Origin of the sequence: Candidatus Flexicrinis affinis, assembly GCA_016716525.1 — a bacterium.
Lineage (GTDB): Bacteria > Chloroflexota > Anaerolineae > Aggregatilineales > Phototrophicaceae > Flexicrinis > Flexicrinis affinis.
On record JADJWE010000002.1, the window covers coordinates 181379 to 195816 of the forward strand.

Consider the following 14438-nt stretch of genomic DNA (forward strand, 5'->3'; position numbering starts at 1 on the left):
GCAACCAAAGGTCTACACGCCGTGACGCCGAAATCCTCAATTCTGCTCGTGGTACTGGTGCTGGTCGCCGCCGCCTGCGCGCCGCGCCAACCCGACGCCCCAGCCACGCCCGACGTGCCGATTCCGACCGCGACACTCACACCGACACCGACCGCCTCCCCGACCCCGACCCGTACGGCGACACCCGCCATCGTGATCGCGCCGCTGCGGTCAGCGACCGCGGTGCTTTTCCCGGCGACCGTCGTGCCGGTGCCGGTGTGTCAGGATACGCCGCGGTCGCGCATGATCGTACAGGCGCGCGGTCAGGTGACATCGGAAGACCCCAGCCCGCTCAATGTGCGCGAGTCGGCCAGTATTCGCGCCGAGGTACTCACACAACTTCAGGCACGCAGCCTGTTTTACGTGCTGGACGGACCGCGCTGCGCTGACGGGTATGCGTGGTTCCGTATTCGGGCACGCGGCGTCGAGGGATGGGTCGCCGAGGGCGACAGCGAGAACTACTACATCGAGCCGATCTTGCCCTGACGGTTGACCGGCTCAGTCTTCGACGATCGCTTTGATCCAGCGCAGATGGCTGTTGTAGTGCCCTGACGTGTTGCCCGCAATCCAGCCTTCGATCGGCGCGTTGCGGCGTGACGTCGGCTGATAGTGATGGTACGGGAGCGCAAGGTCGGCCTCGCTCATGGCGGCGACCCGCGCGACCACTGCCGCGTGGCTCTCGGCCATGACCGCCCGCACCTCGTCGAGGGGCATATCCGAATAGCGGGGCTGCAGCACGGCATTGACCGCGTCAGACCCCTTCTTAAACACCTCCTCGCTGACGCCAAACCCAGCGATCAGATCTTCGCCGTTCAAGATGCGCAGAAGATGCCCTTCCCACAGCGCGAGATGTATCAAGTGATCTTTGATCGTCCATCCGCCGGCGTCGGTCAGCGCCGTGATCTGCTGCGGCGCCAGCGTGTCGACGTAATCGTGCAGGGCGTCCCAGCTCCGCTGAATGCGCGCGAGCACCTTGTCCGTCGCCATCATACGCCAAATCCTCCTGTGATTGAGTCAAAGGCAAGCGGTGCTATGCTGAGCACGCCACGTGCCGTCTTGCCGAAGCGCGCGCCATACGAGTACAATGCACTCGCACGGGGTTGTGGTGAAATGGCAGACACAGCTGACTTAAAATCAGCCGCCGAAAGGCATGTGGGTTCGAGTCCCACCAACCCTACAGCGGTTCGAAACCCGCTTGACACTCGATCGGCGCGCTCAGTATAATTCAAATAGCGCGGGTGTAGCTCAGTTGGTAGAGCATTTGCTTCCCAAGCAAAGTGTCACGGGTTCGAGTCCCGTTACCCGCTCAGCGTCGGCCGCCCTTTACGGGGCGGTTTTGTTGTGAGGCGACACCGCATATTGACGATGCCGTGCCTCACGACTAGAATGGCGCCACTCTGTTGCACGCATGTCCATCCCGCCTTTTGCGCGGATTGAGCGCACATTTGTTAGGAGTTTCATCGTGGCCGAATTTACCATTGACGCCCAGCCTCGCACGGTGACGGGCAAGAAGGTCGGCGTACTGCGCCGCGAGGGTTTTGTGCCGGCAACGGTCTACGGCCCGAAGTCCGAACCGGTTAACGTACAGATCCCGTATCGCCCGCTGGAACTCGCCCTGCTTAAGGCAGGTGGTTCGAACCTGATCGACATAACGTCCGGCGGCAAGAAGCATACGGTGCTGGTGCGCGAAGTGCAGCGCAACCCGATCACCCGTAAGATCACCCATGTCGACTTCTTCGAACTTGACCTCACGCAGCGTCTTCGCACCGACGTCCCGCTTCAGCTTGTCGGCGAGAGTCCGGCGGTCGAAGGAAAGCTCGGCGTGTTGATCACTGGCCCCACCGCCTTGCACGTCGAACTGCTGCCGTCGCAGTTGATGGACCATTTCGCAGTCGACATCTCGGTCCTGACCGAAGTCGGGCAGTCGATCCACGTGAGGGACATCAAGCTCGAGGAGGGCGTCATCATCCTCAACGACCCGGACGAACTGATCGCCCGCATCACGCAGACCGCCGCGGCCCGCGCCGACGAGGAAGAAGTGACCGAGGGCGAAGAGGAAATGGGTTCGGTGGAGCCTGAAGTTGTCCGGCGTCACAAGGACGAGGACGAAGACGAGGACTAAAGTCTGCGCCTTCATCCACTACCCCGGATTGTTCCGTAGTACAAAGGGAGCGCACACGATGTGGCTCCCTTTTTGTTGCGGGATGCGCGACACGGCGTGTGCTGAAACCTGTACCCAGTGCTAAGGCGGGTCATGCTATAATGCGCTTCAGCATCGTCTTCGGAGAGTGTCGCCCGTGACTTCGTTAATCGGCCGCAAGCTCGGCCCCTATGAAATTCGCGACGTCATCGGTCACGGCGGTATGGCGACTGTCTATTTGGGCTATAGGGCAGACGTAGATCGTACGGTCGCGGTAAAGGTGCTCCCGCCGCATCCCGGCATGAGCGCCGACGCGAACGCACGTTTCCAGCTCGAAGCGCGCACCATCGCCAACCTGCAGCACCCGCATATTCTTCCCCTGTACGATTACGGCACGACCGAGGACGGCGTGCTTTACCTCGTGATGCCTTACATCACCGGCGGTGCGCTGGACCGTATCTTGCGCGACGGCCGGCTTGCGATGGACAAAGTTACGCGCATGGTGCGCGAGATCGCCAGTGCGCTTGACTATGCGCACCGGCAGGGCGTGATCCACCGCGACATCAAACCTGCCAACATCCTCATCGATGGCGAAGGCAACGCGCTGCTGGCAGACTTCGGCATCGTCAAGCTGGCTGAAGGCGGAACCGGCCTGACGGGGACTGGCGTGGTCGGCACGCCCGCCTACATGTCTCCCGAACAGGCGCAGGGCTTCGAATTGACCCCACGCGCCGACCTGTATTCATTCGGAATCGTCGTCTATGAAATGATTACGGGTAAGCTGCCGTTCAGCAGCGACAGCGTCATGCAGTTGATGCTCAAGCACCTGACAGACGCGCCGACGCCGCCGAGCGAGGCGCTTCCGTCGCTGTCTCAAGCGGTCGACACCGTCCTGCTCAAGGTGCTCGAAAAGGAGCCAGAAGCGCGCTATGCATCGGCGACCGCGTTCTTCGATGCGCTGCAGCAGGCCGTGAGCAGTACCGCCCTACCCCGTGCCGGAGACGATCCGACCGTTCGCCTCGGCCCCGGATCCGAAACGCCGGCGAGCACCACACCGCGTCAACCGATCCAAATCAAAATGTCGCGTTCGTCGACGCCCATTACGCTGCCGATCGACCCGGAGAACCCGAACCAACCCGGCACCATTGTGATCCAATCCGAGGGCCAAGGCATCAGTATGCCGCTGATCGTCGGATTCGCGGTCGTCGCGCTGGTCGCGCTCGTCGCGCTGATCGCCGTGCTGCTGTCTACCCGCACCGGCGAAGACCCCGACATCACTAACGCGCGAGCCACCGAGCAGGCGTCGCTCGACCAACAGGCGACGCGCGCTGCCATCGCCGCCCGTCTCCCGCAGTCGTTCGGACAGGTCAGCTTTAGTTCGACCGAAGCGGACATGATGGGCGACAGCATCAACGTCAGCGTGCGCGAGTTTCCTCCGGCGGGTGCCGGCACACAGTACATCGCCTCGCTGCTGGACTCAGAGACCGGCGAGCGCTTGGTGATCGGCCGGCTAACCGTCGATGCAGTCGGCAGCGGCGCGCTGAGTTTCACCGACGGCGAAGGGCGTTCGCTGCCGCTCGTGTTCGATACCGTCGAAGTGTCGATGGAGACCTCGCCGGCCGAGCCGACCTTCGAGGATGTGCGCTTCCGCGGGCGCATCACGCCGCTGCTTCAAGTCGCCATGAACGAATTATTCGTCGCATCAGAGAACGGCCTGCGTGGGCGGAGCCTGCTGGACACGGCGCTGGTCGACGCGAACTTCGCCACACAGCACGCGGGCCTCGCAGCGAATTCCGTGAACCTGCCGGCGCGTTGGACGCACAACGAACACACGCTCAACATCCTGCTGGGAGGCACCGAGGACTTCGACGGCAACGGACGAGGCAGCAACCCCGGTACCGGAATCGGTCTGCTGACGACCCTCGACCGGATCGAGGCGATTCTGCAAGAGGCGGTCAACGCCGAGGACACGCCCTTCCGCATTCAGAACGAAGCCGAACTGGTGCGGGTGTGCCTGCAGAACGTGCGCGAGTGGTCGAATCAAATCATCGCCCTCGAGCAGCAGATGCTGGTAGCCGAATCATTCGAAGATTCGGAAGCTGCCGCCGTACAATCGACCGAGTTCGCCGATATCTTGACGACCGGAGTCGATCAGAACCTGAACGGCACCGTCGAACCGTTCGAAGGCGAATGCGGGCTTGAGCAGATTGGTATCTACGGCCTCATCGTCGCATCGCTGGACTTGTACGAGGTCGACGGCGACACCCCATGACGCGCATTCGTGCCGCGGCGGCGGCACTGATCGCCGTGCTGCTGGCCGCATGCGGCAGCACGCCGCCGCCTGTCACTCCCGGCTTTCCACTCGAGTCGCGCCCGACGCAGACGCCGCTGCCGACCGCCTCAGGCTGGCAGGCAGCCGAACAGCCGATCACCCTCGACACGGCCTCACAACTGCGCGAATTGGGCCGGCTTGAAGCGCCAGAACCCCCCTCGACCGTATTCGCCTACGCGTTGTCGCTCGACAGCAGCATGCTCGCCGGGTTGAACAACGATTTTCTGCTGGTGTGGGATCTCGTTACCGGGTCGATGCTGATCGCCAATGGCCGGCGCGGTGCCAACGCCGTCATGTTCGACCCCGACCGGACGACCGTTTACACGCTTTCGCCGGACGGCGTGCTGCGTCCCTACGATGCGCGCACGGGAAGCACTGGCCAGAACCTGATCCTGAACGACGCCTACAACGGCGTCCACGCGTTCGATCCGGTTGGCGGCTGGCTCGCATTCGGGCGTGAGGACGGCTTTGTCGACATTTGGGACTTGCCGCGCCGGGCGCGTGTTCATGTGCTCGACCTCGGCGAAATCCCGCCGACGGCGATGGCCTTCGATCCGAGCAGCTCGCGGCTTGCCGTGGCCGACCGCAGCGGTACGGTCACTATCTGGGACTACGAAAGCGCCGAACAGATTGGGCGCGAAGAACTCCTTATCAACGTCGTCGAGTTGATCTACGCGCCGACGGGTCGGGCGTTGATCGCCAATACGAGCGACGGTGTCATCCAGCTCAACCCGGCGATCGGCGAGCCAATCCGCCAGCTCACGACGGGGGCATACGCCGGCGTGCTCACGTTCCTGCCCGGCAGCGGCTACCTGCTGACCGGCGGCGAGACCGGCGACATCAACATCTGGGACACCGCGGCGCAGCAGCTACGGTCGGTGCTGCCCGGCACAACCGGCGATCGGCCCAGCGCGGCCATCTCACCCGAGGGCGACATGGTGCTGGCGACGACCCGCGGCGGCAGCCCGTCATTGTGGAACGTCAGCGGGATCGCGCAAGGCACGGTGCTGCGCGGCAGCCTCAACCTGCCGCCGTTGGATACGCTGCGTGCGGTGTGGACGCCCGATTCTCTGCAAGTCTTGGTGTTTGAAGCGTTAGGGCCGGTGCGCGTCTTCGGGGTGTCGCGCTAGGACGCCTGACTCTCGGCGGCTTCCGCCCCGCCTTCTTCGCTCGTTTCCGCATCGGCCGGCTTGCGGCGGGTATCCCACACCTCTTCGGCGATGTCGATAAACAGCTGCCCGTCGAGATGATCGATCTCGTGCTGGAACACCCGCGCTAGCCAGTCTTTCGCCTTGATGCGTATTGGCTTGCCATGCCGGTCCTCGCCGGTGATGACAACCTGCTCATGGCGGAATACAGTGCCGGCATAGCCTGGGATCGACAGGCACGCCTCGACGCCGTCAACCAGCGTGCGGCTGGCCTTGATGATCTTGGGGTTGACAAGGACGTACAGCTTGCCCGCTTCGTCACCGAATTCCTTGCGGCTCTCCTCGTCATCGGTCAGGCGCACGACGATCAGCCGCTGGCTGACGTTGACTTGCGGTGCAGCAAGGCCGACACCGGGAGCGGCAATCATCGTCTCGACCATGTCGTCCACGAGCTTCTGGAAGTCCGGACCGAACGACGTCACCCGAACGGCCTTCTTGCGAAGGACGGGATCGTCGATTTTGATGATTGGAAGTAGTGCCATAGCGCGTCACTCCGTGGGGCGTCGACCTGTTATTGTACCTGAAGACGGTAGGACGCTCAAAACCGAAGGAGCTGCACGAGTTCGAATCCGCCCGCGTTATACAACGCGCAGACCCGGTGCCACATCACCCGAAGCAGCACCTCACGTGTGACAAACAACGTGACGCACACAGTCAACACGCGCAGCCCGTCATGCAGCCCTGCGCTTAACACCAACATCGCTGCGGCTGCGGCCAGCATCGCCCCCTGAATCGCAGTGTAGATTCCGGCCGCTGCGCCGGCCGCCTCGCCCGGTCGAGTCGACCCGTATCCGACACTGATCCCGATCAGCACGCCCATCAACGGAGACTGCACGTTGTCGAGCCACAACCACAGCCCCACCGAACCGAACAGCACGGCCACGCCCACGGCGGTATCGACCGCCGCTTGCGTGTCCCCCTCGTCCGCGGAGCCCGGATCGCCGACGAGCATCAACGCCGTGCCAAGAAGAAACACCACTACGATCGCCATCGCGCCGAAACCGATGATTCCTTGCGCGTTGTGTATGTAGCGGGTCGCGAATTGCCCGTATTTCGACTCTCGAAAAGCGCGCATCGCCAACAGCCACACGGCACCCAACATGCCAGCAGGGGCCAGCCCAATCGACGACAGCCGGTGCTGATGCCGCTCATACGCGACATATCGCGCGCTCATGGCTGCCGCAACCGCTCCGCGCAGTGTGCCGCCGACTGCGATCGCCACCAGCGCGACGCTGAATCCGACCAGCCACAGCACGGGCAGCATCATCAACGCAAACCCGATGGCGGCGGCAGTCAGCCAGCGGGCGCGCTCACTGTCCGGCGTCGGCGGCCCCTTGAGCCGAAGCAGTGGATGCTCGGGAAAGCGCCCCCAATACGCCCACCACAGCCGAAACGTCGTCAGCCAGCCAAAGGTCCGGCCGAAGAATGCGATCATAAGCTTCTGCGGTAAATTGTCACGACCTCACGCACCGACGAATTCATGTGTCGGGCGAACATCACGCACAATCCCCGTAGCGAGAGTTCGCGCGCGGCAATAAAGGCGATCACGAACACCACCGTGCTCGACCAGTCCGACATCAGCCCGACGGCAGACAGGACCATGGTGAGCGCGGCGTGCAGGATAAGCGCCAGCGCGTAATGCGCCACCTGCACGGAGATCAATACGACAGGTGACAGCAATGCAAAGTCGGCTGCTGCCGCCCCGAGCGTCGGAATCATCATGCCAACGATCGACCCCGCCACCAACGCTCCTATGTAGTCTAGCATCATGATCGCAAACACCGCGAAACCATTTAGGAGCATCGCAGGCTGATACAGTAAGCGACCGACATCGGAGAATCGGAATGCGTCACCTCCGCAAGCGGTCAGGATAACCAGCCCGCCGAATGCGGACACGGCAAACAACCACATCGCGTGCAGCCATGCCGCCGCTTGATGCAGCCCCGAGAGCAGCGAATCGCTGCGAACGTAGCGCGTCATCACAGCCCAGACAGCGCCGATGGACCCGGACGTCGTCACGCCCATCAGGTCGAGCAGGCCGTGGCGGCGTGCATCCTGCACCGCCCTGCTCACCCCGCGCGCGATGACGACTCCGGCATACGTGTCGAGGATCAGCACAAGCGACAGCGGTGCGATCCCGTACGCCATCCACAGCACAAGGGCCGCAAACGTCGCGAACATCAACATGACGGTCGGGGTGAACTCCACCCAGAATGCCCGCTTCACTGCCGGCCGCGTGTACCGCAGCGGATACCACAAGAACGGGTGGCGCGGCAGCGCATTGTTGACCCCATGCCACAGCTCGCGCGTGATAAGGTTCATTGTTAGGGGCGTGTTCCCCACGCGAGCACGTTGGGCCGGCCCAGCAAGTTACTCATGCCGGCCGTCAACTCCGTGAAGACTCCGGTATCGACGTCGAGTGCCAGCAGCAGCGACCCGCGTGTGTCGTCCGGCGGGTTGCCGGCAAAGGCGACATGTGTACCGTCAGGGGACCAGACGAGGCGCGGCGGTTCCGGTGTGTGGTCCTCGATCGTGACGCCGCAGTAGCTTCGCGTTTCGCCCGACAGCGTGTCAAATACGTACAGCGAGGCCGGCGCGACGTCGATCTCCGGATCGAGGCCCGTGAGCGGGCTACCCCAAAACGCCACAAACCGCGAATCCGGCGACCAGCTCACCCCGCCCGTACCGACTCCGCCCAGTCGCAGCGGGCCGAACTCGGCCGTCAAATCGGTGACCGTGTTCGCCTCGCGCGTGTCCGGGCTGGCGATCACAAGCTCTGCCCCGTCGGCAGCGTCTTCCGCGACCGGGACAACCGCGGCCAGCAGCGTACCATCCGGCGACCACGCCGCCGCGTTTGCGTATCGTGCCTCAGGGCCGACCTCAACGCGCGGGCTGTCCGGCGCGCGGCGCGTGACTAGATTGACGAGCTGGCGCATAAACCGGCCGTCGCGATAATCCAGCGCCAGCGCCCAGAACCCGCCGGGCTGTACGCTGATCACGCCACGGTTGTCCAGCTCGACCAGCCCGCTCGTTCCTTGCAGATAGAGCCGCTGCCCGGCAGTGTAGATCAGCAGCGAGTCCTCCGACCAGTACTGCACGTCATTGGCGGTGTCCTCATACAACGTGTCGCGCAGCACGCCGTCGAGCGTCATGCGGCGGTACAGTTCCTCTTCGCCATCCAAGTACGTTACCGTGCGCGCGTCCGGGGAAATCCGGCAGTTGGTGCCGCAGATACGCGTGTTTTCGAGCGGATAACGGCTGCGGCCCTCGATATCGACGACCCACAGGCCGCTGCGGTCGAAGGCGGTGAGGATCAGCCCGCCGGGTTCGAACACGCGCTCGCGCATCACGCGCGGCTGGGCCGGGCAATAAGCGGTGGTGGTCGCATTTGGGTGTTGTTCTTCTGTTGTTGATTTAGGGGCTTTGAACACGCCGTTCGGAAATGTACGAATTGGCTTTTCCTCACAGGTCGGCTGGTCTGACGCTGGTCAATGGAAGGGGCTTTCGGACAGTTTAGTGTTACTTTGCGGTTATAAACTAGCTCACCTCAGGGGGCGGGCGTGCGCGGTCATCGGCACGAGAACCGCGTACAAGAAGAACGCGACGATTAGTAGAAAGAAAAAATCAGATTCATCTTTCCCGGCGACATTCGGTATAAGGTGATGGCGCTCCGTTTCGCCCACTAACGTACGAGACATGCGACGGGTGCACGAAGCGCACAAGTCAGGACTAGCGGAGCCGGTCGTTTAGGCGATACCCCACGCCGCGGACGTTTACAATCAGTTCCGGGTTCTGCCCGGCCTGCTTGAGTTTGCGTCGCAAATTGCTGATGTGCGGGCGAATCACCTCGCGCGCCTCGGTCTCGTCAACGGCATAGCTGCGCACCTCGCGCACCAGTTCGTGGCAGGGCACGACGCGACCGCTGTGCGCCCCGAGATAAAGCAGCAGGTCGAACTCAGTCGGGGTCAGGTCGATTTGCTGATCGTCGGCGCTGATCTGATAGCGGCCGGGATAAACCGTCAGCGGGCCGAGCTGCATGACACTGCCGACCTCAGGCTCGTCCCAGCGTTTGGCGTACCCAGCGGAGGTCGCGACCGTGCCCATCGGCGCGCCCGCCGCCGGTATGCCGGGGACAGCGGGGCCTGCCGGCACGGTGTCGATCTGGTCGAGTTCGAAAACATCGCTGCGGATAGACTCGAGGAGCATGCGCCGGCGCCGCATGTTGCGCGACCGTTCGACCCCGCGTGCGATCGCTGCACGCAAATCGTTCATCGAGCCCGGCTTAATGAAGTAGTCGTGTGCGCCGAGGCGCAGCGCTTCGACCGCCGACGGCAGGCTGGCATACCCGGTCATCAGGATGACCACGGCTTCCGGAGACTCGGTCTTTATGTGCCGCAGCAGTTCGACACCATCCATGCCCGGCATCTTGATGTCGGTCAGCACGACGTCAAACTCGTTGGCGGTCAGGTGTTCGAGGGCTTCCGGCCCGCTGGCCGCCTCGGTGACGGCGTAACCGACGCGCTCCAGGTTTTTGCTGATGGAATAACGGTTCGGGCCTTCGTCGTCGACCACCAAGATGTGTGCCGACGTGGCCGGTGCCTGTGAAAGCGCGTGCATAAACTCTCCGTAAAGAACTAGTGCGGGGAAGCTTACGGTATGTCAAGGATAGCGCAATGGTGCCTCGTCTGCAATTCTACGGTCCGATGCTCGAGTGCGGCGCAACAAACACCCATGACGGACGGTTCGCCCGCGCCTCGGTCCGTTCAAACGCGAAGACTTCCCATGACGTGCCATCCCACACTGCGGCGATCTGCCCGTCCACTTCGATGATCGGCACGTGATCGCGGAGCATTCGCGCTGCTTTCACGTTGATCAACCAATCCTTGAGCTTCTGGTGTCCGCCGCCAAGCAGCGCGACGCGGTCTCCCGCATGACGTGTACGCAGGGAAACGTCGCCGCCCCCGACCTCGAGCGCGAACGCAGGGGCGTCGGGCCCGGCGTCGACGTCTGCGCGAAACGGCCTCCACCCAAACGGCACGTCGAGCGCCGCCTCGAGCGGCGCAGCGAACGCGGCAGGCAGCCAATATCCATCATAGGGTGGCGACCACGCACTGGCCGTCTGATACAGCGCGGCGTATTCGCCGTCAAGCTCGACTTGCATCCCGCCCGGCACGTGCACCACTCCGCCCTCCGGCTGGTTCAGCAAGTCGAGCACACTGGCCGTATGCTCGAAAGATGGTTCGCACTCAGGGGCGAGCCGCTGCAGCAGGCACAATAGGGCACGGCGCTGCATCGCCCGGTCAAGTTGGGCGATCGCGGCGCGCCGCACCCAAACCCGATCGCCGTAGCGAACCGCATGCGTATCGGCCCATGCGTCAACCCACGACGTTAGAAAGGCGTCGTCTTCGGCGGCCAACAAGGCGAGCCGCGCCACCGACGCCACTACCGCGGGATTCGCCGATTCCAAGAGGGGTACGACGGTCTGACGAATCCAATTGCGCCGATAGCTCGGATCGCTGTTGGTCGGGTCTTCTCGGAACGCGATCTCGTTGGCCCGGCAGTACGACTCAAGCTCGCGCTTGCGGAGGGCCAACAGCGGCCGCAGCAGGGGCAGAGATGGATGCCCCGGCACGGTCGATTCGGCACGCATACCGCCTAGTCCGCGCGTACCTGCGCCGCGAATGACGTTCATCAGTACGGTTTCGGCTTGATCGTCGGCGTGGTGCGCGGTGGCCACCCAGTCGGCGTGGATGTCTGAGGCGCACTCCGCCAGAAAGGCATAGCGCGCATCGCGGGCGCGCTCCTCGACACCTGCCGCATCCGAGTCGACACGCCCGCGCCCGACCGCGCAGGACACGCCCCAGCGACCCGCCGTCTGCGCCGTGAAGACGGCATCGTCAAAGCTGGCCTCGCCGCGCAGGCCGTGATCGAACGTGGCCGCCGCAATGCGAATGCCCAGCGCCGGCGCGACCTGAATCGCGGCGTGCAGCAGCGCCAGCGAGTCCGCCCCGCCTGAGACTGCGACGAGTCCTGTTGTGTTGCGCCGGCCAATCAGGGCCGAACGGAGTGCTGGGAGTAGGGATACCGCCGATTCGCTCATGCGTTTTGCACTAGCCCGTGATAGATCGTCCGATTATAGTTGCGTGCTGCTGCATTTCGAGGACATCCGTGCCGTATGCTATAATTCGCGACGCGCGTCCGGCCAGGGGGCCTTGTGTTAAGTCCACTCGATTATATCTTCGGGTTGTTCTCACTCGACCTCGGTATTGACCTTGGTACGGCCAATACTCTGGTTGCTGTGCGCGGCAAGGGCATCGTGATCAACGAACCGTCGTTCGTTGCCATTGACAAGAAGTCCAGCCAGCCGCTTGAGGTTGGCGCTCGCGCCAAAGAGATGTGGAGCAAGAACCCGCGTAACATCCTGATCGTACGCCCCCTTCGCGACGGTGTCATCAGCGAGTTCGAAGTCACCGAATCGATGCTCGACCACCTGATTCGCAAGGCGCACGAGCAGTCGTGGGTGCCGATCCCGCGCCCGCGTGTCGTCATTGGCATTCCCAGCGGCGTCACCGAGGTCGAGAAGCGGGCCGTTTACGACGCGGCGATCAACAGCGGCGCGCGCGAAGCCTTCCTGATCGAAGAACCGGTAGCGGCTGCGGTCGGCGCCGGCCTTCCCGTTCAGGAAACCCGTGGCAGTATGATGATCGACATCGGCGGTGGCACGACCGAGGTCGCGGTATTCTCGCTCGGCGGCGTCGTCATCAGCCGCAGCATCCGCGTCGCTGGCGACGAGATGGATGAAGACGTCGTCCAGTATATGCGCACCAAGCATAATCTGCTGATCGGCGAGCCATCTGCAGAGCGTGTTAAGATCGAGATCGGCTCGGCATACCCGCTGCCGACCGAGCGTGTTTATCCGGTCAAGGGCCGCAATCTGGTCACCGGCCTGCCGGCAACGGTCGAGGTCAGTTCGGTCGAAATCCGCGAGGCGCTGTCCGGCTCGGTGAACATCATCATCGACACGGTGAAAGACGCACTGGACGACACCCCGCCGGAGCTGATCGCCGACCTGATCGAGTCGGGCATCTGCATGAGCGGCGGTGGCAGCCAGCTCAAAGGATTGTCGGCGCGCCTGCAGGACGAACTGGGTATTCGCGTGTACGTGGCCGACGACCCGATGACGTGCGTAGCGCGCGGCGCGGCGCGCGTGCTGGAAGACTACAACAATCTGCGCCGACTTCTGGTCAGCTCGAGCCGTGGCAGCACGCAGCACTAGCAGTCCCCGGCGCGGCCTGCCCGTCCCGACTGACATGACGGAACCCTGCCCATGAGGCGCCGCACCAGCAGCATCCGGCTACCCGCCCTCACCCTTCTGATCATCATCTGCGTGGCGCTCATCGTGGTCAGCGGCGGCGGTGGACTCGACGCGATTCGCGGTGTGATCGCCGCGCCGTTTGAGTTCCTCAGCGGGCTGATCAGCCGCGGCAACAGCACCGTTGACGACATCAGCGACCTGCGGCGCACGTACGACGAACTCACGCAGTACGTGGCCGACCTCGAAACCACACTCGCACAGCTCACCGCGGAGGTTGTCGCACTGCGCGAAATCGGCGCCGACTATCAGCGGCTTGCCGACCTCGTCAATTACGTTTCGCAGGTACAGGATCAGGAGGTCGTCGCGGCAGACGTGATCGCGCGCGATACGGTTAGCGCGCTGCGCACCGTCTCGATCAACCGTGGGGCGCGAGATGGCGTGCGCGTCGGCAGCCCGGTCGTCACCGGACAGGGCTTGGTTGGGCGCGTCGTCGCCGTAAGCGCCAACGCCGCCCGCGTGCAGCTCATCAACTCGGAGTTCAGCGCGATCAGCGCGCGCCTCGAAACCAGCCGTGTCGAAGGCAGCGTGATCGGCCAAGCGTCGGGCAACTTGCGCATGACACTGCTGCCGCAAGGCGCCAACGTGCAGGTGGGTGACCTCGTGCGCACCAGCGGCCTCGGCGGCAACCTGCCACCGGACATCGTGATCGGTCAGGTGACCAGCACGCGGCAGTTCGAGTCGGACATCGAACAGACCGCCGAGGTGCGCAGCTTCATCGACTTCGACCGGCTTGAAATTGTGCTGGTCGTGACCAGCTTCGAGCCGATCGACCTGTCGATTTTCGAGCCCACACCGGTCGCGCCGTGAGGCCATGGGCGGATTCCTTGCCATCCCGATCCTCGGCCTCGCTGCTGTCTTCCAAGCGAGCCTTATCCCGATCCTCGACCTCCCCGGCGGCGGCCCCAACCTCACGTTCGTGATCGTGCTGGCGTGGGCGCTCAACGCGCCGGTCGGTCAAGCGGCGCTGTGGGCGCTGCTGGGCGGACTGTTCGCCGACTTGCTGTCCATCGTGCCGCTCGGGACTTCGTCGCTGGGCCTGCTGCTGATGGTCGCGGCGCTCAATGCACTCGGGTCGCAAGTGTTTCAGCTTCGCTTCCTGCTGCTGCTCGTGATGAGCGTGTTCGGTACGATGGCGTATGAGTTTCTGCGCGTCGTGTTGGTCGACCTGTATCAGCTGCTTGGCTACGTTCCCGCTACGGCTTCCTTCCGTATTGACTGGGCAACCGACCTGACGGCTACGGTATTCCCGACGATCGTTTATAATTTCGTCCTGATTCTGCCGGTGTACATCATCCTGCGGCTGTTCCAACGCCGCTTGCCCCGGCCAGAGTAATCGGGAGCATA

General features: G+C 63.5%; 14 protein-coding genes and 2 tRNA genes. 9 read left to right on the top strand and 7 right to left on the bottom strand.

Going from position 1 to position 14438, the window contains the following annotated elements; all coding sequences use genetic code 11:
- Positions 1-21 precede the first annotated feature (21 nt).
- Positions 22-525 (top strand): SH3 domain-containing protein, encoded by a 504-nt coding sequence (locus tag IPM16_09955; GenBank protein MBK9123427.1) that lies wholly within the window; start codon positions 22-24, stop codon positions 523-525.
- A 12-nt stretch (positions 526-537) separates the two neighbouring features.
- Here IPM16_09955 and IPM16_09960 read toward each other — a convergent pair whose 3' ends face one another.
- A complete protein-coding gene (locus tag IPM16_09960) occupies positions 538-1029 on the bottom strand; it encodes a ClbS/DfsB family four-helix bundle protein (GenBank protein ID MBK9123428.1) in 492 nt (163 codons plus the stop codon).
- Positions 1030-1135: 106 nt separating this feature from the next.
- Between IPM16_09960 and IPM16_09965 the strand changes: the two genes are divergently transcribed.
- The 5 genes from IPM16_09965 to IPM16_09985 all read left to right on the top strand — a co-directional run bounded on the left by IPM16_09965 (position 1136) and on the right by IPM16_09985 (position 5641).
- Positions 1136-1216, top strand: a tRNA-Leu gene (locus IPM16_09965).
- 57 nt (positions 1217-1273) lie between these two features.
- A tRNA-Gly gene (locus tag IPM16_09970) sits at positions 1274-1346 on the top strand.
- Positions 1347-1501: 155 nt separating this feature from the next.
- Positions 1502-2161 (top strand): 50S ribosomal protein L25, encoded by a 660-nt coding sequence (locus IPM16_09975; protein ID MBK9123429.1) that lies wholly within the window; start codon positions 1502-1504, stop codon positions 2159-2161.
- Positions 2162-2336: 175 nt separating this feature from the next.
- Entirely contained in the window at positions 2337-4451 is a 2115-nt protein-coding gene (locus tag IPM16_09980; protein MBK9123430.1) for a serine/threonine protein kinase, read from the top strand.
- A complete protein-coding gene (locus IPM16_09985; GenBank protein MBK9123431.1) occupies positions 4448-5641 on the top strand; it encodes a hypothetical protein in 1194 nt (397 codons plus the stop codon). Before IPM16_09980 ends, IPM16_09985 begins: the two co-directional genes overlap by 4 nt.
- On the opposite strand, the gene def is transcribed toward IPM16_09985, so the two are convergent.
- The 6 genes from def to tilS form a co-directional block, all read right to left on the bottom strand.
- Positions 5638-6201 (bottom strand): peptide deformylase, encoded by a 564-nt coding sequence (gene def, locus IPM16_09990; GenBank protein MBK9123432.1) that lies wholly within the window; start codon positions 6199-6201, stop codon positions 5638-5640. The two genes, IPM16_09985 and def, sit on opposite strands and share 4 nt — an antisense overlap.
- Before the next feature lie 56 nt (positions 6202-6257).
- Positions 6258-7154: a hypothetical protein gene (locus tag IPM16_09995; GenBank protein MBK9123433.1), complete on the bottom strand. Its 897-nt coding sequence runs from the start codon at positions 7152-7154 to the stop codon at positions 6258-6260.
- Positions 7151-8041: a hypothetical protein gene (locus tag IPM16_10000; GenBank protein MBK9123434.1), complete on the bottom strand. Its 891-nt coding sequence runs from the start codon at positions 8039-8041 to the stop codon at positions 7151-7153. Before IPM16_10000 ends, IPM16_09995 begins: the two co-directional genes overlap by 4 nt.
- A gap of 2 nt (positions 8042-8043) precedes the next feature.
- Positions 8044-9066, bottom strand: a complete 1023-nt coding sequence (locus IPM16_10005) for a hypothetical protein (protein MBK9123435.1) — start codon at positions 9064-9066, stop codon at positions 8044-8046.
- 382 nt (positions 9067-9448) lie between these two features.
- The gene (locus IPM16_10010) at positions 9449-10336 is read right to left on the bottom strand and encodes a response regulator transcription factor (GenBank protein ID MBK9123436.1); all 888 of its coding nucleotides are present in this window, start codon (positions 10334-10336) and stop codon (positions 9449-9451) included.
- A 76-nt stretch (positions 10337-10412) separates the two neighbouring features.
- Positions 10413-11819, bottom strand: a complete 1407-nt coding sequence (gene tilS / locus IPM16_10015) for a tRNA lysidine(34) synthetase TilS (protein ID MBK9123437.1) — start codon at positions 11817-11819, stop codon at positions 10413-10415.
- A 114-nt stretch (positions 11820-11933) separates the two neighbouring features.
- On the opposite strand from tilS, the gene IPM16_10020 reads away from it, so the two are divergent.
- The 3 genes from IPM16_10020 to mreD are packed head-to-tail and all read left to right on the top strand — an operon-like array spanning position 11934 to position 14427.
- Positions 11934-12995, top strand: coding sequence for a rod shape-determining protein (locus tag IPM16_10020; GenBank protein ID MBK9123438.1), 1062 nt, complete (start codon positions 11934-11936; stop codon positions 12993-12995).
- 51 nt (positions 12996-13046) lie between these two features.
- A complete protein-coding gene (gene mreC, locus IPM16_10025) occupies positions 13047-13901 on the top strand; it encodes a rod shape-determining protein MreC (protein ID MBK9123439.1) in 855 nt (284 codons plus the stop codon).
- Positions 13902-13905: 4 nt separating this feature from the next.
- Positions 13906-14427: a rod shape-determining protein MreD gene (mreD, locus tag IPM16_10030; protein ID MBK9123440.1), complete on the top strand. Its 522-nt coding sequence runs from the start codon at positions 13906-13908 to the stop codon at positions 14425-14427.
- The last annotated feature ends 11 nt before the right edge of the window (positions 14428-14438 follow it).